Origin of the sequence: Pseudochrobactrum sp. B5, assembly GCF_001939785.1 — a bacterium.
Lineage (GTDB): Bacteria > Pseudomonadota > Alphaproteobacteria > Rhizobiales > Rhizobiaceae > Pseudochrobactrum > Pseudochrobactrum saccharolyticum.
Window position 1 is genome coordinate 182970 of the sequence record NZ_MOYL01000002.1, and the last position, 20616, is coordinate 203585.

The 20616-nt window shown below is 52.6% G+C and carries 16 protein-coding genes; 7 read left to right on the forward strand and 9 right to left on the reverse strand.

Going from position 1 to position 20616, the window contains the following annotated elements:
- Positions 1-56 precede the first annotated feature (56 nt).
- The 3 genes from BKD14_RS07410 to BKD14_RS07420 all read right to left on the reverse strand — a co-directional run bounded on the left by BKD14_RS07410 (position 57) and on the right by BKD14_RS07420 (position 8277).
- Positions 57-1619 carry an ABC transporter substrate-binding protein gene (locus BKD14_RS07410; RefSeq protein WP_245293616.1) on the reverse strand — a complete coding sequence of 521 codons (1563 nt, stop codon included), beginning with the start codon at positions 1617-1619 and terminating at the stop codon, positions 57-59.
- Between the two features lie 268 nt (positions 1620-1887).
- Complete coding sequence (locus BKD14_RS07415; RefSeq protein ID WP_075654928.1) at positions 1888-3339, reverse strand: NAD-dependent succinate-semialdehyde dehydrogenase; 1452 nt, start codon at positions 3337-3339, stop codon at positions 1888-1890.
- Between the two features lie 198 nt (positions 3340-3537).
- Positions 3538-8277 (reverse strand): kinesin, encoded by a 4740-nt coding sequence (locus BKD14_RS07420; RefSeq protein ID WP_075654929.1) that lies wholly within the window; start codon positions 8275-8277, stop codon positions 3538-3540.
- A 621-nt stretch (positions 8278-8898) separates the two neighbouring features.
- Here BKD14_RS07420 and BKD14_RS07425 point away from each other — a divergent pair.
- Together BKD14_RS07425 and BKD14_RS07430 are read left to right on the forward strand one after the other, a co-directional pair.
- Positions 8899-9222 carry a 2Fe-2S iron-sulfur cluster-binding protein gene (locus BKD14_RS07425; protein ID WP_028233614.1) on the forward strand — a complete coding sequence of 108 codons (324 nt, stop codon included), beginning with the start codon at positions 8899-8901 and terminating at the stop codon, positions 9220-9222.
- A 463-nt stretch (positions 9223-9685) separates the two neighbouring features.
- Positions 9686-10711 carry an NAD(P)/FAD-dependent oxidoreductase gene (locus tag BKD14_RS07430; protein ID WP_022710837.1) on the forward strand — a complete coding sequence of 342 codons (1026 nt, stop codon included), beginning with the start codon at positions 9686-9688 and terminating at the stop codon, positions 10709-10711.
- Positions 10712-10914: 203 nt separating this feature from the next.
- Here the strand turns inward: BKD14_RS07430 and BKD14_RS07435 are convergent, their stop codons facing one another.
- Entirely contained in the window at positions 10915-11550 is a 636-nt protein-coding gene (locus BKD14_RS07435) for a DUF922 domain-containing protein (protein WP_075654930.1), read from the reverse strand.
- Between the two features lie 193 nt (positions 11551-11743).
- On the opposite strand from BKD14_RS07435, the gene folP reads away from it, so the two are divergent.
- The 4 genes from folP (at position 11744) to BKD14_RS07455 (ending at position 14343) form a co-directional block, all read left to right on the forward strand.
- On the forward strand, positions 11744-12610 hold the full coding sequence (gene folP, locus BKD14_RS07440) for a dihydropteroate synthase (protein WP_075654931.1): 867 nt from the start codon (positions 11744-11746) through the stop codon (positions 12608-12610).
- Positions 12611-12722: 112 nt separating this feature from the next.
- On the forward strand, positions 12723-13085 hold the full coding sequence (gene folB / locus BKD14_RS07445) for a dihydroneopterin aldolase (RefSeq protein ID WP_022710840.1): 363 nt from the start codon (positions 12723-12725) through the stop codon (positions 13083-13085).
- Positions 13082-13609, forward strand: coding sequence for a 2-amino-4-hydroxy-6-hydroxymethyldihydropteridine diphosphokinase (gene folK, locus BKD14_RS07450; RefSeq protein WP_075654932.1), 528 nt, complete (start codon positions 13082-13084; stop codon positions 13607-13609). Before folB ends, folK begins: the two co-directional genes overlap by 4 nt.
- A 68-nt stretch (positions 13610-13677) precedes the next feature.
- Complete coding sequence (locus tag BKD14_RS07455) at positions 13678-14343, forward strand: O-methyltransferase (RefSeq protein ID WP_075654933.1); 666 nt, start codon at positions 13678-13680, stop codon at positions 14341-14343.
- Positions 14344-14391: 48 nt separating this feature from the next.
- Here the strand turns inward: BKD14_RS07455 and BKD14_RS07460 are convergent, their stop codons facing one another.
- From BKD14_RS07460 to BKD14_RS07475, 4 genes are all read right to left on the reverse strand, one after another.
- Positions 14392-14928 (reverse strand): hypothetical protein, encoded by a 537-nt coding sequence (locus BKD14_RS07460; protein ID WP_028233258.1) that lies wholly within the window; start codon positions 14926-14928, stop codon positions 14392-14394.
- A 280-nt stretch (positions 14929-15208) separates the two neighbouring features.
- Positions 15209-16264 (reverse strand): TIGR01620 family protein, encoded by a 1056-nt coding sequence (locus BKD14_RS07465; protein WP_022709437.1) that lies wholly within the window; start codon positions 16262-16264, stop codon positions 15209-15211.
- Between the two features lie 9 nt (positions 16265-16273).
- Entirely contained in the window at positions 16274-17749 is a 1476-nt protein-coding gene (locus tag BKD14_RS07470; protein ID WP_075654935.1) for a YcjX family protein, read from the reverse strand.
- 172 nt (positions 17750-17921) lie between these two features.
- Positions 17922-18446: a histidine phosphatase family protein gene (locus tag BKD14_RS07475; RefSeq protein WP_075654937.1), complete on the reverse strand. Its 525-nt coding sequence runs from the start codon at positions 18444-18446 to the stop codon at positions 17922-17924.
- Between the two features lie 474 nt (positions 18447-18920).
- On the opposite strand from BKD14_RS07475, the gene dksA reads away from it, so the two are divergent.
- Positions 18921-19337, forward strand: coding sequence for an RNA polymerase-binding protein DksA (gene dksA, locus BKD14_RS07480; protein WP_022709440.1), 417 nt, complete (start codon positions 18921-18923; stop codon positions 19335-19337).
- A gap of 95 nt (positions 19338-19432) precedes the next feature.
- Here dksA and BKD14_RS07485 read toward each other — a convergent pair whose 3' ends face one another.
- Entirely contained in the window at positions 19433-20584 is a 1152-nt protein-coding gene (locus tag BKD14_RS07485) for a flagellar biosynthetic protein FliO (protein ID WP_075654939.1), read from the reverse strand.
- Positions 20585-20616: the final 32 nt, after the last annotated feature.

The window sequence follows — 20616 nt, forward strand, 5'->3', positions numbered from 1 at the left end:
TAGCATCAGGATATGAAAACGGCCGCAGATTTATAGTCTGCGGCCGTTTCTGTTTGCTATTCTTTTGAGGCTTTCAGCACATAATTGGTATCCGGTGAAATGATGAAGTCTTTCACCTTGTTGGACACAACCGCCACTTCATTCAGCTGATAAATCATGGTGAACGGGCTGGTGTCGCGGAACTCTTTCTGAAGATCCAGATATTGCTGTGCGCGTTTGTCAGCGTCTTTTTCCATGACAGCGGCCAGCGTTTTCTGGGTCAGTTCAGGGATTTCCCATGAATTGCGCCATGCACTGGTTTTTGAAACCGCATTGTCGCTATTGTCCAGATTGGTCACGAATGTATCGGCATTGGTATGCGGATCCCAGTAATCGATGCCCCACTGGCCGATATAAATATCATGCTTACGAGCGCGATATTTGGTGAGTGTCTGCTTGCCGTCGCCCGGAATGATTTCCAGTTTGATATTGGCTTTGGCAAAAGTCTGCTGAATGGATTCTGCAATACCGGTGACCGGCTGTGTGTTGCGTACATCCATGGTAATGGTGAAACCGTCTTTCAGACCGGCTTTTTCCAGCAGTTCCTTGGCTTTTTCAACATTAAGGCTGAACGGGTTCTCGTCCGTTGAACCAAGCATACCGGCGGGCAGGAAATTCTGGTGGATCGTGCCGATACCCTTAATCAGCGTGGACTGAATAGCGCTGTAATCCACCAGATATTTTACAGCCTGACGAACCTCCGGTTTGGACAATGTCTCGTTCTGCTGGTTGAGGCTGAAATAATAGATAGTACCTTTCGGCGCGCTGGCAGTGTGGAAGCGCTCATCTTTGGAGATGGCTTCAAGATCGCCCGGTTCCAGATTGCGGGCAATGTCGATATCACCGGCATCCAGCATAATACGCTGCGACGCGCTTTCCTTCACATAGCGATAGATAATGCGCTTGAGCGGTGGTTTTTCACCGTCGTAAGACTCATTGCGCTCCATCATAATGATTTCATTCGGACGCCAGTCCTTGATTGCATAAGCGCCGGAGCCTGCATAATTACGCTTCAGCCATTCATGGCCGAAATCATTATCTGCTTTGGAATCCGCAGTCGGTGTGACCGGTTTCGCGTGTTCTTTGAGCAGCTTGCTGTCAACGACAGAGCCGACTGTGGCAGTCAGGCAGTTATAAACAAAGCTTGGTGCAAAGGCTTTTTCCGAGGTGAAAATCAGCGTGTCATCATCTTTGGCAAAGACTTTCTCATCCACATTGTCTTTGGTCAGGCCGAACTGGCTGAGAATGAAAACAGGACTCTGATCGAGCTTCACCGCGCGTTGCAGCGAAAAAGCAGCATCATGTGCGGTAATCGGATTGCCGGAGGCAAATTTCTGACCCTTGCGGATTTTAAAGGTAAAAGTCTTGCCGTCTTCGGCAACTTCCCAGCTCTCGGCAATATCAGCGACCAGCTTGGACGGGTCTTTATAGTCTGTGCGCAGCAGGCGGCCATAGCTGTTGGCCAGAATTTCTGCGGTGGTAATTTCAAAGGATTCCGCCGGATCCAGCGAAATCACATCATCTGTCGCCATGGCGATCACCAGCGTATCCGCCGGTGTGGCTGCATTGGCTGCACTCATCAGCACTGAGCCTGTTAAAGCTGTGCTGAATGCCAGCGCCAGTGCGAGCTTGTTCAGCTTGTGTTTTTTGACTGTTGTCATCAGTGTCATGCTGTAGTTCCCCTCATTCACGCGGCCGTGTTTTTGTTTTTGGCCGGCTCGGTCAGGAGCGTAACGCAACAATCTGAAAGATCAAACGAATTCTGAATAATTTTATTAGTCATGAGGGTAAAATAAACCCCGCCGGTGTGATCACCGGCGGGGCGTAATGTCTGGCAATAAAATAATGTCAGATAACCAGATGGGTCACAAATTTTGTGGTCAGATAGGCATTGATCGCTTCTGAGCCGCCTTCTGTACCATAACCGGAATCCTTGATGCCGCCGAACGGCACTTCCGGCAGTGCGAGGCCGAGATGGTTGATTGTTGTCATGCCAGCCTCAATGCGCATGCCCAGTTCGCGTGCATTTTCAGCGGAACGGGTAAAGGCATAGGACGCCAGACCAAATGGCAGGCGGTTGGCTTCATCAATCACTTCATCCAGTGTCTTGAAGGATGAGAAGACAGCCACAGGGCCGAAAGGCTCTTCATTCATGATACGTGCGGTTTTAGGCGCATCGGCCAGCACGGTCGGCTCAAAGAAATTGCCGACATTGCCGATACGGCGGCCACCGGTCATCAGACGTGCGCCATTGTCCACGGCATCCTGAATCAGGGATTCAAGGGCAGGGATACGGCGTTCATTGGCCAGCGGCCCCATCTGCACACCCTCGTCAAAACCATTGCCGACTTTGATGGCTTTGGCTTTTTCAGTGAAGGATTCAACGACCTGCTCATAGACCTTTTCCTGCACGAGGAAGCGGGTCGGCGAAACGCAAACCTGACCGGCATTGCGGAATTTGGACATAGCCAGTGTTTTAACCGCGCCTTCTACATCGGCATCATCAAAGATGATCGCCGGTGCATGACCGCCGAGTTCCATGGTCGAAAGTTTCATATGCTGGCTGGCAAGACCGGCCAGCATTTTGCCGATGGGTGTGGAGCCGGTGAACGAGATTTTGCGGATTACCGGATGCGGGATCAGATATTCGGAGATTTCTGACGGTACGCCATAAACCAGATTGACCACACCGGCCGGAATACCGGCATCAACAAAAACGCGGATCAGTTCGGCAGGTGAGGCCGGTGTTTCTTCCGGCGCTTTGACAATGATCGAGCAACCGGCGGCAATGGCAGCGGAGAGCTTGCGCACCACCTGATTGATCGGGAAATTCCATGGGGTGAAAGCAGCGACAGGGCCGACCGGCAGTTTGAATGCCATCTGCGATACACCGGCAGCGCGTGCCGGAATGATCTGGCCATAGGTGCGGCGTGCTTCTTCAGCAAACCAGTCGATAATATCTGCACCGGCAAGGATCTCACCTTTGGCTTCCGCTACCGGCTTGCCCTGCTCAAGGGTAAGGATCGGTGCAATGGCATCTGCCCGCTCACGCAGCAAATCTGCCGCGCGGCGCATGAATTTGGAACGGTCGAATGGCGAGCTTGCGCTCCAGATTTTAAAGCCTTTGGCAGCGGCATCCAGTGCTGCGTCGAGATCAACTTTCTCAGCATGGGCAACCTTGCCGATCACTTCGCCGGTGGCCGGATTGAACACATCAATTGTGCGCCCGCTTTGCGCATTGCGCCATTCGCCGTTGATCAAAAGCTGGGTATCTGGATAGCGCGGTGCAGTCTGAGACATAGTTCCTCCGGTATATATGCTTGTGAGCAGCAAATGACATGCCGCAATGTAATTCTGTAGAACTCACTATAGAAGCTCTGCCCCGTCATTTGGCAAGAGTGGTATGGTAAAATTATGAGCAGCTGAGACGCTTTGTCAGGGGTCGTCAGAAAATAAAAAAGGCGGGAAAAATCCCGCCTTTCTGAATGTGGTATCCGGTTAACGCAGACGACCCGATGCATGTGCCAGCATGGTGTAGACTTTGCCTGTATCGGATGTGAGATAGGTCTGGGTGACCATATTATCACGATCATTACGGGCAACATCTTCCAGCAGACGCTGGAAATCATCCATGTAGCGGTCTACCGCACGGCGGAAATCACCATCCATCTGGTATTTGCGTTTGATCTCTTCAAAGGTCTGCTGACCTTTCAGAGTGTAGAGACGGCGGGTGAAGACATTGCGTTCACCGCGACGGTAGCGATCCCAAAGTTCTACCGATGCTTCATGATCAATCGCACGGGCAATATCAACCGACAGGGAGTTCAGGCTGTCGACCACATGGGCGGCTGAACGCTGCGGTGTTACATTGCTCTGGTTGCGCGGTGCCGAAGCTGTTTCCTCATCTGCGGAAGCGCGTGCCAGCAGATTGGAAACCCAGCCGCCGCGTGCGCTTTCCTGTGGAGCAGGTGCTGCGGAAACTGTGTAGCTCTGTGGCTGCTGTACCGGAGCCGCAGTCTGTGTGACCACTGGTGCAACATAGGCCGGAGCAGGCTGCGCTGCGGCTGTCTGTTTTGCAATAGTGCGGTCTGCACGGCTGTCGCCCACATCGACCAGACGGCCGGATTTATTGACGATGGATGCCAGTTCTTTCAGCGCATTGATCTGCTCGGAAACTGCCTTGCGCATTGCAGTGGTGGATTCCTTGGCTTCCGCCGGCATATCCAATACGCCGCGCTTCAGCTCGCCACGGGTTGCATCCAGTTCACCGCGGATTTCAGCGGCCGAACGGCGGATTTCATCCGTTGCTGTTGCAAACTTCTGGCTGGCCTGTTCCACAACTTCGGAAATGGCAGCGCGCAGCTGTTCTGTCGAATTGCGTGTGCGGCCTTCGGTGCGTTCCAGAGCGGAAGTAACAAGGGTTTCAAAGCCCTGCATCACTTTCTCAATGTTCTCAGATTTGGCAAGCAGACCGGCAGACAGACGTTCCAGAGCATCCTGACGGTCGGACAATGTGTCAGTCAGACCATTCTGAGCAGTGTTGATCAGGTCAGATGCACGGGACAGAACCGCACTGTGATCTTCAAAACGCTTGGCGATATCCGCAATCTGCGACAGCGTATTGCCGGAGAGCGAGCGCAGGGCACCGATATTATTATCGATCACAACGCTGGAGCTGGAGAAGATCTGCGCAGCCTTGTTGGTGCTGTCAGCAAAGTTCGACGTTGTTTCAACCAGACGTGTATCAATATCGTTGAGGTTGAGTGTGGCTTTGTCGATCAGCTGACCAAGTTCCGCATTGGAGCTTGCCAGACGATCAATCAGGCCGCCAACACCATCGGACAGGCTGGACTTGGCTTCCTGCACCGCAGAGATGGTTTCAGCCGTACGGCTGGCCAGTGCATTGACCAGTGCTGCATTTTCCGAACGCAGGCGGTCGGTTGCTGCATGGGTCGCTTCTTCCAGCTGGCTTGCAAGACCCTGACCGCTGTCGGCAAGGCGCTGTACCAGAGGTTCTGCGGTATCGGCCAGAATACGGGTGATTTCCTGCGAGCGGGCTGCGAGAACCGCATTCAGCTCACGGGTACGTTCTTCCAGTGTGGAGGAGGTGTTCTGCGTCGCATCGGAAATGCGGGCTTCGATCACACCGAGTTCACCGGTAATGCGCGAACCGATTTCACCAAGACCCATGGCAATCGCATCAGCACGTTCAGTCAGGCGTGCCTCTGTACCGGAAAGGTTTTCCAGAACACGGGCGCTGAAAGCTTCACTATGGGAGCCGAGAACATCGCTGGCGCGGGATGCGGTTTCCGCAATTCGTGTTTCAATGCCGCTGAGGTCGCCGGTCAGACGGTTGCTCACATCATTGATGCCGGAAGCAATGGCTTCCGCACGTTCAGTGAGGCGGGCTTCTGTGCCGGACAGGTTTTCCAGAACACGGGCGCTGAAAGCTTCGCTATGGGAGCCGAGCACGTCACTGGTACGCGATGCGGTTTCTGCAATGCGCGATTCAATGCCGCTGAGTTCGCCGGTGAGGCGGGTTTCAATCGCTTCCAGACCGGATGCAATCTGGCTGGCGCGTTCGCCGAGACGGGCTTCTGTACCGGCCAGATTTTCAATCAGACGGTCGTTGAAGTTTTCACCAAAGCCATGCAGTGCATCACCGGCCTTGGCAGCTTCTGCGGTGAGGGAACCGGCAGCTTCTGTGATTTTCTCACGCAGTGTTCCGGCAACAACCGAAGCGCTCTGCTCCAGCGATTTACGAACATTGTCTACACCGATGCTCAGAGCGCGTTCCATAGTGGAGGTGCGTTCTTCGATAATGCCGGTCTGATTGTCAAACGAGCTTTGCAATACGCCGGTTGCATTAGCAACAGCATCCTGCAGGGCAACAGTGCGCTGTACCAGCGTATCGCTGTGCTGACGCAGATTGGCATCAAGGCTTTCAGAACCGCTCAGCATCGCTGCCTGCAATTGCGAGGCGCGGTCACCGACAGTATTGATATGTTCATTCAGCAGCGAGCTGACAGCAGCGCTGTTGTTCTGCAGGCTGTCAGAGAATTGCTGATTACGCTCATCCAGTGCCCGCGCATATTCCGCATGCTGCTGGTCGAGCGAGCTTTTGAGAGCTGAGGTGCGACCTTCGAAACGGCCTTCCTCTTCTGCAAAAATATCGTTGAGCTTGGCATTATGGGCAGCCATCGCTTCACGCATATCATTGGTGCGCTGTTCCAGAATAGCGGCATGCTGGCTGGCAGTCTGGTCGAGATTGGCTGCATTGCCTGCAATGGCACGTTCAATATCAGCGCCACGCTCTGTAATCGTCTGGCTGTGCTGCTGCATTGCAGCTGCAATGCGGTCAGCTTCACCGGAGAGTGTCGATGACAGGGATTCACGGCTGTCAGCAATCTGAGCGATGAAGTGACCGGCGCGGTCATTGAGCAGACCGGCAACAGAATCTGTAATGCCTGACAATTCGCCGTTGAGTTTGTCTTTGGTTTCGTCAACCACAGTGCTGATGGATGAACGAACACCGGAGAAGGTTTCTGCGATCTCACGGGTACGGGCAATCAGATTTTCATTGATCTGACGCGAACGGACTTCCAGAGCCGCATTGAGTTTCTCAGTGCTGCTGTCGATTGCCTGTGCGCGGCCTTCAAATTCATTGAGCAGCGAATGGCCGCGTTCTGCCAGTGTGGCGTTCAGATTGGCCAGACGCTGATCGAATTCGGTGACCATATTCATGGTTGCATCGCCGAGCAGCGAAGCGATGTTGGATGTACGTGCATCCAGCGCTTCGGTCAGGGTTTCGGTGAGACCGCGTGAGCGTTCTTCCAATGTGGCGATACGTGTATCAAGGATTTCAACAAAATCACCGCCCGAAGAGCTGATGCGTGTCGAAATATCTGTGCTACGGGTATCAATCGCCTCGGAAATGGCCGCGCCGCTTTCATTCAGGCGGCTGATCATTGTTTCACCTGCATGGGACAGGGAAGAGGTCAGCTCGCTGGAAACGGTGAGAACATTGTCGCGGATGATATCGCTGGCCGATGACAGTTCAGTCTTGAGGTGCTCATGGGCACCGGAGATCGAGGAGCGTACGCGTTCAGCATGGCTGATGACCGCTTCACGCTCATTGCCAAGTTCGGCAATCAATGCGCGGATACGCACTTCATTATCGCTGTAAGCGCGTTCAAGCTGGTGCACTTCGGTCTGAACCAGAGTTTCCAGTTCAACGGCACGGGCGAGTGTGCGCTCGATACCTTCATTCATCGCTGCAACTTCACGGCGCACGGCCTGACCGAGCGTGGAAACGCGGTCACCGGCTGCGGCTTCAGGCGAAGCGAGGCGCATAGCGGCGGCAGTCATCTGACGGGCAGCGGATTGCAGTTCCTGTGCACGGCGCACCATCTGGGCAAAGCCCCAGAACATCACAACCGGCACGGCAATACCGGCTGCAACACCGATACCGGCCGGAGTGCCGAAGAAATCTTTGATTGCCGAGAAAGAGGTGAGACCCTGCGGGCTCAGCGCATGGGCAAGGGTAAGACCGCCTGCTGTCCAGAGGGCGCTGATGGCTGTGGTAGTCCAGAACACATTTGCATTGCGGCCATTGGTGCGACGCAGCAACAAGTTATCGTTGCGCAGATCGTCATTGGCCGGTGTAAACGGGGAGGCTGCGGCAGCAGGTGCTGCCTGAGTGGCTGCAGGGCGTGCAGCTACAGGATCTGCCAGCACAGTTTCAGCCTGCATTTCTGCATCGCTGCGTGCGGATATTGTTTCGGATTTGGCACTGTGAACGGGGGCCGTGGCTTCCGGCTGGTTTGCGGCCTGTAAAACAGTCACGCTGCCCGGGGTATTGGCAGAGGCTGTAACAACAGGAGGCGCAGCCGGTGTGACCGGTGCGGCAGGCAGAACGGTTTTTTCTGCTTTTTTCTCTTTAACAGGCTTTTCCGGCTCTGACTGTGCCAGCGTCTCTGCTTTGCCTTTCACGGCGGCAGCGGCAACGGCAGTGCCTGCAGCAGCGGCGGCTATTGTTGAAGCGCCGTTCTGTTCCAGTGCCAGTTCTTCTGCTGCGCGCGAAATCTGGCTTTCCAGATCATCAAGCGAGAATTCTGCTTCAGGAGCGTCAAAATTCAAATCCAGCTCAAAGTCGTCGCTGAAATCCAGATCCAGCCCGTCAGAGAGGGCCTGTTCCATATCAAGCTCAAGCTTTTGCGCTTTTGTATTTTGTGCCATAGCCGTTTTACCCCGTACTCATACTTATACGCAAAAACCATGCTCTGAGTTGCTGCCGCTCAATTCTTAACGGCAGATACAAAGACACGTTGCGCAGTCTATAGGTTAAAACTTCCGGAGCCATATGGGAACTACGGAAATTGCGGTTGATGAAATGTTTAAAGATAAGGTTAACGCGGCACTCGTAGGGGCATTGAAAACAAAGCAAATGCGGGCTTTTTTAAGCGTTATCTAATTGTGGAAATCTTTAAGCAGACATCAGATATGAATATAATATGCCCTGAATTGTGGCATATTTTGCCATAGTCCGGCAAGAAATTAGTGCTTCTGCACCGGTGAAACAGCGCTCAATCTTTCGGAAATGATTAACATATATAGTGACGAAAGGCTCTGCCTTTTCGTTTTACCATGTGTCTCATCCGAACACCGCTGCATAGTTTTCGGAATGTGCCTGAGTGATCGAATTGACGCAGACGGGCAGGGAGGTGCTGTTTACAGCTTGAACTCCTTGGCTGCAGCACGTATCTGCCCTGCAACAAGTATTTTTACAGAGTGTCAGCTTTATCGGCTGCGGTTTGCACTGCACCGGATGATTTTGCCGGCATTTTACAGGATGACTACATGACCAAGATCACATTTGTTTCTGCTGACGGCGCGATGCGGAATGAAGTTGAAGCTGAAAACGGCTCCACTGTTATGGAAAATGCCATTCGCAACGGTATTCCGGGTATTGATGCGGAATGCGGCGGTGCCTGCGCCTGCGCAACCTGCCATGTTTATGTCGATGAAGACTGGACAGATGTGGTTGGCGGTCCTGAGCCGATGGAAGAAGATATGCTGGACTTTGCCTATGATGTGCGCGGCAATTCGCGTCTGTCCTGCCAGATTATCGTGCGCGACGAGCTTGAAGGTCTGGTTGTTCAGGTGCCTGAGCGTCAGGGCTGACCTGTCCGGACAATTCGTTACGGTTCCTAAAGCGGTCTGCATAAAAGGCAGGCCGCTTTTTATTTATTTGTTTTGGCGCAATATCATTCCGCATTCAGCGGTTTAAACACAGTTTTGTGTCTGTATCTCTGTTTTTTTGTCAGGCATTAGAATGAGTGCCGTAACATGCCTGTAAAAAGATCAGGTATTAATCAAATCAATTTCGGCAAAAACTATAGGCATTTGAATTAAACTTGACTATAGAACTCGTGTTGAATTTTGTCCGGTGCTGTTTCATCTGAGTTTTTCAGATGCATTGCACAGGATCGCCGGAGATCAGCGGGTTTCCGGTATTGATGTTGTCCCACTCTCCCGCGGGCAGCACTTACAGAGCATGTTCTGTGTGACAGCTGGCAGAGCATAAGATTAATGTGACAGATCGTAATGGCTGGCGCAGCTGTTATGATTCAGTGAGATTGAAGATATGAGCGAAGTTATCCGCACAGATGTTGTCATTATCGGTGCCGGTCCTGTCGGGCTGTTTGCTGTTTTTGAGCTGGGTTTGTATGACCTGAAATGCCATCTGATTGATATTCTGGATCGTCCGGGCGGCCAGTGTGCCGAGCTTTATCCTGAAAAGCCGATTTATGACATTCCGGCATGGCCGGAAATCTCCGGTCAGATGCTGACCGACAAGCTGATGGAACAGATCAAGCCGTTTTCGCCGCAGTTCCATTTCAACCGTATGGTGACCAAGCTTGAGCGTCTGGAAGACGGTTCTTTCCATGTGGAAACCGATGAAGGCGAAGTTTTTGAAACCAAGGTTGTGGTGATTGCTGCCGGTGGCGGTTCTTTCCAGCCGAAGCGTCCGCCGGTACCGGGCATTGAAGCCTATGAAGGCAAGAGCGTTTACTACGCCGTGCGCCGTGTTGAAGCTTTCCGCGATCAGGACGTAGTAATCGTTGGTGGCGGTGACAGTGCTCTGGACTGGGCGCTGAATCTGCAGCCGATCGTAAAAAGCATGACTGTTGTGCATCGTCGTCCGGAGTTCCGCGCGGCACCGGACAGTGTGAAGAAAATGTTCGAACTGGTTGATGCCGGTAAGATCCGCTTTGAAGTCGGTCAGGTATCCGGTCTTGAAGGTGAAGATGGTGATCTCTCCGCTGTGAAGATCAAAGGTGCTGACGGCGAAACCGTTCTGCCGGCAACACGTATGCTGCCATTCTTCGGTCTGACCATGAAGCTTGGTCCGATTGCTGACTGGGGTCTTAACCTGCATGAAAACCTGATCACCGTTGATACCGAGAAGTTTGAAACTTCCGAGCCTGGCATTTTCGCCATTGGCGATATCAACTGGTATCCGGGCAAGCTGAAGCTCATCCTTTCCGGTTTCCATGAAGCCGCACTGATGACACAGGCCGCCAAGCGTATCGTCAGCCCGGGTGAACGCGTTGTGTTCCAGTACACGACTTCTTCGACTAGTCTGCAGAAGAAGCTCGGCGTTAGCTGATGAAAAAGTGCCATGCCGGTCTGCAAATGGCAATTTTTTACGCTTCCGGTGCTCACGTACTTTAAGTACGCTCCGCGCCGGTTCTCAAAAATCACCATTTTCGCCACGGCCTGACACTTTTTTACGTCGGCGCTTGAATGTGAGTTAAAATAAAAAAAGCCCTGCATTTGTGATGCAGGGCTTTTTCTTTGTCTGAAACTATCTCAGGATTTCTTCTGCTGCCGCAGGCGTTTCTCAAGGCTTTTGGTAATCAGATTTTCAAACCGCGATTCAAAATTGATAGTTTCCACGCGGTCAAAATATTGCTGCGCCTTGTCATGTTTCGCAAAAATCCGGTCGGTGATCTTGTCGACATTGGCGCGCAATTTTGCGCAGTCACGCTCATTACGCATGGAGCGGATCTGCCGCTCAAGTTCCGAAGCATGGGAGCGGGCGATGATGATATGGCTTTCTTCGTGACGGCGGATATCTTTCACCAGCACATCCCAGACCATTCTTGTGTCGGCACTGGCACGGCGACGGCTCTGCCAGCTTGGCAGTGAAATAGTGGCGGTCACATTGGCGCGCACATCTGAGACACGGCAATATTTGCCGTCAGAGCGGTATTTTACACGGGCATCAAAAGCGATCTTTGTCGCGCCCGGATGGCTTTCACCACCATTATTGAGTTTCGGACCGTTCTTAGCCAGAGATTTGTCCAGCTGCTCTGCCGTCGTGCCATAAACCGGAAAATAGCGATATTTCCGTGTCACTGAGGCCGCATCTGCCGTTGTAGAGGCGAGCGTGCCGGATAACAGAACCAGACCGGTGAGGGTAAGCGCGAGAAATTTGCCGGACATTGTCTGTTCCTTTATTGCGGGCGCTCACGGAATGAGCACTCAGAAATTACCGGTTGTAGCACAAATTACGGCAGAATTGTCTTCTGCTGCATTATGCTGTTATCAGCCATTGGCTTTTATCAGTCCATGAAATGTGTAAAGAACTTATGGCTGGTTTGGAAAGCAAAGCAATTTTAAAAGGTTAATTCCGAATATGATTAAGAGTTTCCCTATAAAAAGAGAATGGCGACTGGCGCACGGACGCGTTCTTGAAACGGGTGTTCAGTCAGTAATTATGGGAATTCTCAATATTACGCCGGATTCTTTTTCCGATGGCGGCAGCCATAAGACGCTCGATGCAGCGCTGAGTTCCGCCCGTGCCATGCTGGATGCCGGTGCGGTGATTATTGATGTGGGCGGCGAGTCGACCCGTCCTGATGCAGCGACTGTGACTGCGCAGGAAGAACAGGATCGCGTATTGCCGGTGATTGAAGCGCTGGCGCGGGAAACTGAATGTCTGATCTCTGTCGATACCTATCGGGCGCAGACTGCAAAATTGGCAGTCGCAGCAGGCGCGCATATTGTGAATGATGTGTGGGGATTGCAGAAAGAGCCTGATATTGCCAATCTTGCGGCTGAAACCGGTGCTGGACTGGTGATTATGCATACCGGACGGGACAGAGACGTTGCCGCTGATGTGATTGAAGATCAGCATGTGTTTTTAGAGCGCTCTCTGGAAATCGCGTCTGCTGCGGGTGTTGATCGGCGGCAGATCATGCTTGATCCGGGCTTTGGATTTGCCAAAGACACGCAGCAGAATGTGGAGCTGATCGCACGATTTGAGCAGTTGCAGAGTTTTGGCCTGCCATGGCTGGTCGGCACCTCCCGCAAGCGTTTCACCGGTGCCGTTAGTGGTCGTGAAATTGCCGCTGAAAGAGATGCGGCAACAGCGGCAACCAGTGTTATGCTGCGTCTCAGCGGTGCGGATATTTTTCGGGTGCACAATGTTGCACTGAACCGTGATGCGCTGATGATGGCGGATGCGGTTTTAAATGCCGCAGCTCTTACAAAAAAAGCGTGAACCGGTTTTTCAGAATTGCGGTATAGTCTGCTGACGAATGAATGGCTGACGATTATGAACTTTGGTTGTGAACAGCTGTTTCATAACGAAAAAGTAAAGAAATGAGGGCTTTTTGTACACGATCCGTATGAAAAATTGCGCGTTTTTTGCGCATCACGGCGTTTTTGAAGAAGAAGAAAAGCTCGGCCAGCGTTTCTATGTGGATGCCGCGCTGACGGTTGATCCGGGCGACTCGCTGGATAATGATGATATTGATAAAACAGTGCATTACGGTATTGTCTTCTCCATGATCGAGAAGATTATTACGGGCACCCGCCGCTATCTGATTGAAGCTTTGGCACTGGATGTTGCCAAGGCGCTGTGCGATGCATTTCCGCAAATTCAACATGCAGAGATTACCGTGCGTAAACCGAATGCGCCGGTTGCCGGTGTGCTGGATTATGTTGAAGTGACGGTCGGGTGGCCGCATAGATGAAAGCACGCGAGGTTCACAAAGCCTGGCTGTGTCTGGGCGGTAATATCGGAAATGTTGTGCAGACAATGGCACAGGCGCTGCAACTGCTGGATGAACGGCAGGATGTCAGGGTTATAACCGTTTCGCCGGTTTTCCGTACACCGCCTTGGGGAAATACCGATCAGGACTGGTTTTATAATGCCTGTGCTGAAATCTCGACGATATTAACACCGCCGGAATTGCTGGAAGTGACCCAGACGATTGAGCGGCGGTTGAAGCGTGTGCGCAGTGAGCGCTGGGGACCGCGCACGATTGATATTGATATGCTGGCTTACGAAAGCGTTTTTGCGCTGGAAATGCCGGATCTGATTTTGCCGCATCCGCGCATTGAGCAGCGTGCTTTTGTGCTGGTGCCGCTGGCAACAATTGCTCCGGAGTTGAAAATTCGCGGCGAGATTGTTTCTGACCTCCTGCAAAAAGTTGACAGTAGTGAGATACAGCGCCTGAGCTATGGCCATCGCTGGTGGCAGGATACGGGACTGTAAAATCCCGTTACTGTCATTCTGCTGTCTTTACGGCATGGTATCAAACTGCTCAAAATTCAGGAGTGATTATGTACCAGTCAGAAGATCAGTGGAAACAGGTTGATGCCTATATGGCTGAGAAGCTGATTGCGGAAGATCCGGTAATGGATGCCGTGTTGCAGCGCAATGCGGATGCAGGGCTGCCGAACCATGATGTGGCGGCCAATCAGGGCAAGCTGCTTAATCTGTTTGCACAAATGTGCGGTGCCAGACATGTGCTGGAGATCGGCACTCTCGGTGGCTACAGCACAATCTGGCTGGCGAGGGCGCTGCCTGAGGGCGGTAAGGTTGTGACGCTGGAATATTCCGCAAAACATGCCGAAGTCGCACAGCAGAATATTGATGCCGCCGGTGTTGCGGAAAAGATAGAAATTCTGATTGGTGCGGCAGCGGAAACCTTGCCGCAATTGCAGGATCGCGCGCCGTTTGATCTGATTTTTATCGATGCCGACAAGCCGAATAATCCGGTCTATCTGGAATGGGCGCTGAAACTTTCCCGCAAAGGAACAGTCATTATCGGCGATAATGTCGTGCGCAACGGTGCTGTGACTGATCCGCAGTCGGAGGATGCCAATGTGATCGGTGTCCGGCGGTTTTTTGATATGATGGCGGCCGAGCCGCGCCTTGAGGCAACAGCTTTGCAAACCGTAGGTTCCAAAGGTTGGGACGGTTTTACGCTGGCGATTGTGAAGTGATTTCCTGATATAAAAATGCCCCGAGAGTGAAACTGTCGGGGCTGGGGTCTAATTCCGTGCAATGCTGCTGACGGTGCCGCCGTCAACGCGTTTCAGGCTCATGCCGACAACCGGTACCATTGTATCTTCAACTTTGACCGACACGGTAACATTCATGGTGTTTTGGTCGGTGACGCGTGCCAGCATCGCGCCGTTGAGCTGCTTGCGTGCCAGTGACAGCACTACGCGGTTACCGTTGACCGAGCCGGACGTTACATTCAGGCCTTTGCCTTCAGCGCCGTCATTGAAAGTGCCGCTATAGCTTTTGCCGGTGCGCACTACAGTTGCTTTCATCGGCTGGGAAAAGACGCCGACGCGGCAGGTGCCGTCGAGTGTCATGCCAATGTTGCCATCCGGCGTGGTGCCGGAGAGATTGCAGACGAATTTCGTGCCCTTATATTTACCGGCAACAACTTCACCGGGGCCGCTCCACTGACCTTCGACATTGCGGAAGAAAGCTTCGTCTTTATCCGATGCGTGCGCAGAAACAGTGCTGGCCGCAGAAGCGAATAAAATAAGGCAGGCGGCAGTGGCACGTGTAATCATAACAGAACTCTGTTCCGGATAGTTTGAGGGCGGCTTTTCAGTTCTTTGCAGGACCTGCATCATCACTTTTCAGGGCGCGAAATGCTGTCAAACAAGATACCAAAACCAGCCCTTATAATCGGCCGGAATGGTTAACAGCTGGTTTCTAGAGCGTGTTGAATTTTAGGAAATTCATGGTGTTCGCTCTAGAGTTTTTTAATTGTCGCATGTTCGCAAACGCTAAATGAACCCATTTAGCTGCGACATGCTTAGCATGATTAAAACAAGGGATAAACAGGTTTCAGAGTGGTTTTTTCTGAGTTGTGGCTTTTACGATATCGCTGACAAAGTCACTGATATTCGGTCGTTTTTCCGCATCAAACGGCAGTGGGCGCACAATATCCATGGCGGAAATGCCGATCCGTGCGGTCATCATGCCGTTTATCACGCCTTCACCGAGTTTGGCCGAGAGGCGCGAGGCGAGACCCTGACCCAGCAATTGCTGAACCACGCTGTCCCCCATGGCGATGGTGCCGGTAATCGCCAGATGGGCAATCACACTGCGGGCAAGCCGCAAAAAGCCTAAAGAACCCGGACGGCAGCCATAAAGCTCGGAGAGGCGGCGGATCAGCCGCGATGATTCGAAGATCACATAGGCAATATCCACTAAAGCGCGCGGGCTGACGGCTGTAACGATAGAAACGCGTTTCGCAGCGTTGAGGATCAGCATCCGCGCTTCACGATCCAGCGGGTGCAGAATTTCCCGCTCGGTAATGCGGATGAGATCGCGTCCGTCGATAATATCACCGCGCAATGCCTCTAATGTCGTGCGTCCGCGTGCGGTTTGCGGCAGGCTGGCTGCCACTTCCAGCAACCTGTCTGTGACTTTGCGGGCTTTCTCCGCATCATTGCGCTCGGTGGCCTCTGCTGCTGCGAAGCGCAGTTCCTGCACTGCGGAGAGGCGGCGCAATGCCAGTCCTTCGCGCACCACCAGTGCAATCAGTGAGGCAAGGGCGATGAGTGCAACGCCGAATGTGAGCCAGCCGAGCCAGTCGGCACGGCTGAACATGGCGCGGATCAGATCCTCCGTCCAGATACCGACGGCAAAACTGAGTAACAGGCCCAGTGCAGTGAAAAACACACTGCGCAGAGTAAAGCGCCGCTTGAGGAGACTTGCAGGCGGCGGGGTCAGTTGCGCACCGGCATCAATCGCCTCCTGCTCGAACACATCGACCGGCTCTGCCGTGACTGCGGACAGGTCGCGGATGGCAACCGGTTTGCGTGGTGCCTGCGGCTGGCTTTCATCTGCCTGCGGGTTTACGCTAAAGCTCGTGGGTTTTCTTGGCTTATCCGACATGACTGCTCCTTATGCCAGCCGGTCGCCGAGCAGAAACTGCATGGCGCGGTCAAGGCGGATATGCGGAAGCGAGAGATGAATACCATCCAGATCCGCTTTAATCGCCGGTGGCCTGAAACGGACGAAGCGGATCGGTGCTTCATGCGCACGGTCGCGTGGTGATAATTCCGGCTGGTCAAAAATTGCCTGCACATTGTGCGGCAGATCACCCGGAAAAATCGCAGTTTCCGTTTCGCCGTCAAAGACTTCACCGTCGATCACTTCGCCCTTCAGCGGAGTGCCGACGATGACCGGTAATGTATCACCATTCTGGTTGACTGTCGCTTCGCGGGTGGCGCGCACCGCGGCCATGGCCAGAACATCAATCTCAGCGCCGGACATGTCCGCATTTTTGGCGGCACGATCAACCAGTCTGCGCACGATGGCTTCAAGCCGGTTATGGCTTTCATGATGCAGATGATCGGCTTTGGTGGCCGCAATAAGAATACGGCCGATACGCTTCTGGATCAGACCGGTGAAAATATTGGAGCGTCCTGCACGGAAACAGGCGAGGATTTCGGTGAGTGCGCGCTCCAGATCGCGTACAGCAGCACCACCGGCATTAATCGCCTGCATTGCATCAACCAGCACAATCTGACGGTCAAGACGGGCAATATGCTCGCGGAAGAATGGTTTCACCACATGGGTTTTATAGGATTCATAACGCCGCTCCATCATCGCCGCCAGTGAGCCGGTTTTGAAACTGCCTTCAGGCAGGTCGGGCAAAGGCGCAAAGGTGAGAGCCGGAGAGCCTTCCAGATCACCGGGCATCAGAAATCGCCCCGGTGGCAGGGTAGATAATGCTTGTTCATCGGATTTGCCTGCACGTAGATAATCGGTGAAACTGCGTGCCAGCCGTTGCGCCGTCATTTCATCAGCAGGAGCCAGCGCATCAGCCGTTGCAGCTTCCCGCAGCCAGTCTCCGGCAAAGCCAAGATGTGCTGTCTCATTGGCAAGGGCAAAGGAATCGCGGGAAAATTCGGCATAGCTTTTGCCGAGCAGGGGCAGGTCGAGCAGCCATTCTCCCGGATAATCGACAATATCAATCGACAACTTGCCCGCAGAAAGCATGCGCCCCCATGAGGAAGCCGACTGATATTCAATTGTCAGGCGTAATTCGGAAATCGCACGGGTGGAATCCGGCCAGATACGGTCTTTTACCAATGCCGCCAGATGATCTTCATATTGGAAACGCGGGACGGCATCATCCGGCTGCGGCTGGAGATAGGCGCGGGCAATACGGCCGGATGCATAGGCATCAAACAAGGGCAGGCGTCCGCCCTGTACCAGATTATGCACCAGTGAGGTGATGAAAACGGTTTTACCGGCACGGGAAAGACCTGTAACACCAAGGCGCAGTGACGGTGTTACCAAGCTGCCGGTGCGCTCCATCAATGTATCAAAAGCAATTTTGGCTTCATCCGTTAAAGTGGTCAGTCTGGCCAAAGATGCCCCCGTAAAGACTGTTGATATTCGCTAAGCGCAATACGTTATGATGTTTAACGCAGCTCCCTGAATATAGGATGTGAAATCCGTAATTGCAGGGCGTTAAACCATTATGCTGATTTATATTCGCATTATCACGGACAATTATGTTTTATAAACAGCCGGTAAGCCCTTAATCTTCATGCGGAAGGTAAAGGGCTGTCAGTTGTGCATTTTCAGGAGAGAAGGCTGAAAAATCTGCCTGTGTTTTAATTTCGGCCAGTCCAGCAGTAGGGAAGCCATAGCCAATCCGCTGTTCAAATTGATGGCTGCTACGCGCAAACAGCAATGCGCAATCTTCAATGCTCGGATTGTGTCCGACAATCAGGGCGCATCGGGATGTATTCGGTATCTGACTGCGGATTTCCTGAATGTAACCGGCGGCATTTGCACGATAGAGCGAGGGGGCTTCCTGCAATGTGACCGGATGCGCGGGGAGTGCATTAGCGAGGGCAGTTTTGAAAATATCTGCCGTCTGTCTCGTGCGTGCTGCCGGAGAACAGAGGATAAAATCGGGCAGAATACCTGCATTGATCAGGCGCTTTGCCTGATTTTCAGCATCGGTCTCACCGGCCGCATTCAGGCGCCGGTCAAAATCTTTTCCGCTGCTGTCAGGCAGAACGGCTTGGGCATGGCGAAGGAATAAGATTGTGCGCATATTGGCAATTTTGCAGGTTTTGCACTGAAAAGATAGGGTGCTGAACAGGCTAAAAATAAGTGCCGAAAGCGGATTTCGGGTAACTTGTTTGTTATGTCAGCAGCGTATTGTTTTTGAAGTTATTGCCGGATTGAGAGGGAAATATATCAAAAAAGAAATTTATCCGGAGGTTGTGGCGGCAAAAATTCTGTAAATCAGGATATAATATTGAGTAATTATATCGTTAATTTTTAGGTTTTTATTTTTATACATTGATATTTTAAAATAGTGTCATGTGAAAATTTTGTTTTACTTAAGTTGATGCGGTATCTTCGATTTTAAAATTTGCAGATATCTGCTTATATGACTTTAGGATAATGCGGCTATTTTTTCAGGTGCAGGTTGAAAATACTTGAACTGCTGTTTTTTCAGGTTGTATCGTGTCGCTTATAGACCTATAAGGCGCTTCGTCTCCTAGGTGTGGGGTGATTCAAAATGAGTGAATTAATCGACCTTAACTACAAGCCCACGGATGACGAACCGTTCATGAATGAACGGCAGAAGTCATATTTCCGTGCCAAGCTGATCGCTTGGAAGAATGACATTTTGCGTGAAGCACGCGAAACGCTGGAAGCATTGCAGCGTGAAAATGCTAATCATCCTGATCTGGCTGACAGGGCCTCATCAGAAACGGATCGGTCTATCGAGCTGCGTGCCCGTGACCGCCAGCGTAAGCTAATCTCCAAAATTGATGCGGCTTTGCTTCGTATTGATGAAGGAACCTATGGTTTTTGTGAGGAAACCGGCGACCCGATCAACCTTAAGCGACTGGATGCCCGTCCGATTGCTACTTTGTCGATCGAAGCGCAGGAACGTCACGAGCGTCGTGAAAAAGTTTATCGCGACGACTAAATTATAGGGTTTTGTGCTTCGCACATACTCGCGAGAAATTAAAAAACGCAGTGCTGGAGGGCGCTGCGTTTTTTTTATTATCTGTTTTTCGGAGCTTATTTGCGCGGGGAAATATCAAGCATTCCGGCTGGCAAACTCGATTGCGGTTTTTCAGCAGGCTCCGCTTTTTCCGTGCTTGCGAAATGCTGTTCCATTTCGGACGAGAGCAAATCTTCAAAGGAAATTTCATTGTCAGCTGACAAGTCCTTGTCAGACAGGGCATCTGCAACCGCGCTTTCAAGATCAAGCTCAAAATTCGGCTGCGCTACAGGCTTGGCAGCCGGAGCAGGCGCGGCGCTGAAGGATGGTTCCTGCTGTGCAGGGCGTGCGATTTGCGGAGTTGCCCGTTGCAAGACCAGAGGTGTGCCTTCTGCGGTTTTTGCATCAGGACCCGGACGCACATCATCAAGCGAAGGTGAGGCGCTGCGATTATCGCGCTTGGCAGCAGCAATCAGCTCCTGCTGCGCTGCATTGCTTGCGGCGGCCAGACCGGATGTTGCTGCAATCACACCGCGAGAGACCTGACCCAGCGGATAAACCGGATGCAGCTTTGGTGCTGTTTCTGCCGGTCGTGCAGCCGGAGTCTGGCGCTGCTGTTGCTGGCGGGCGGCAGCCGCTACCTGCTGCGCATGGGTTTGCAAAGGCTGGCTTGGCGCGGCAACAGGTGTTTGCGCAGCAGCGGTCGCCGCAGGGCGCGGCTGTTGTGCAGGTGCGGCTTCTGCTTCCGGCTTATAGGCCGGTACGGCTGAGATAATATCAGCCGGTGCAATATTGAGTTCCGGCGTTGCAATCGCCGCAGATATTTGCGGTGCTGCAGGTGCAGCAACGATTGCTGCAGTAACCGGCGTAGCCGGTGCCAGTTCTTCCAGCGGACGGGCGCGGGGCGTTGCCTGTTCAGGCTGATCGCGTTGATGGCGGGTAATATTCTGCTCAATCACAATATCGGATGGTCCGCCGATCAGGATCAGGTGCTCCACATCATCGCGGCGCACCAGAACGAGGCGGCGCTGGCCGTCAACGGCGGCGGCATCAGTTACGGTCAGGCGCGGAGCCGCATCATGGTTTTTGGTCACATAGGTTCCGGCTGTCATGCGCTTGATAGCAGCAAAAACAACAAAAACACCTGCCAGAAACAGTGCAAAAAGCCCGATAAAGCTGATTATATGAGCTGTATTTTCGCCCACCAGCCCGCTCAGCCAATCCATCATATTTAATCGTCCTTATAAGAATCATGCAATTT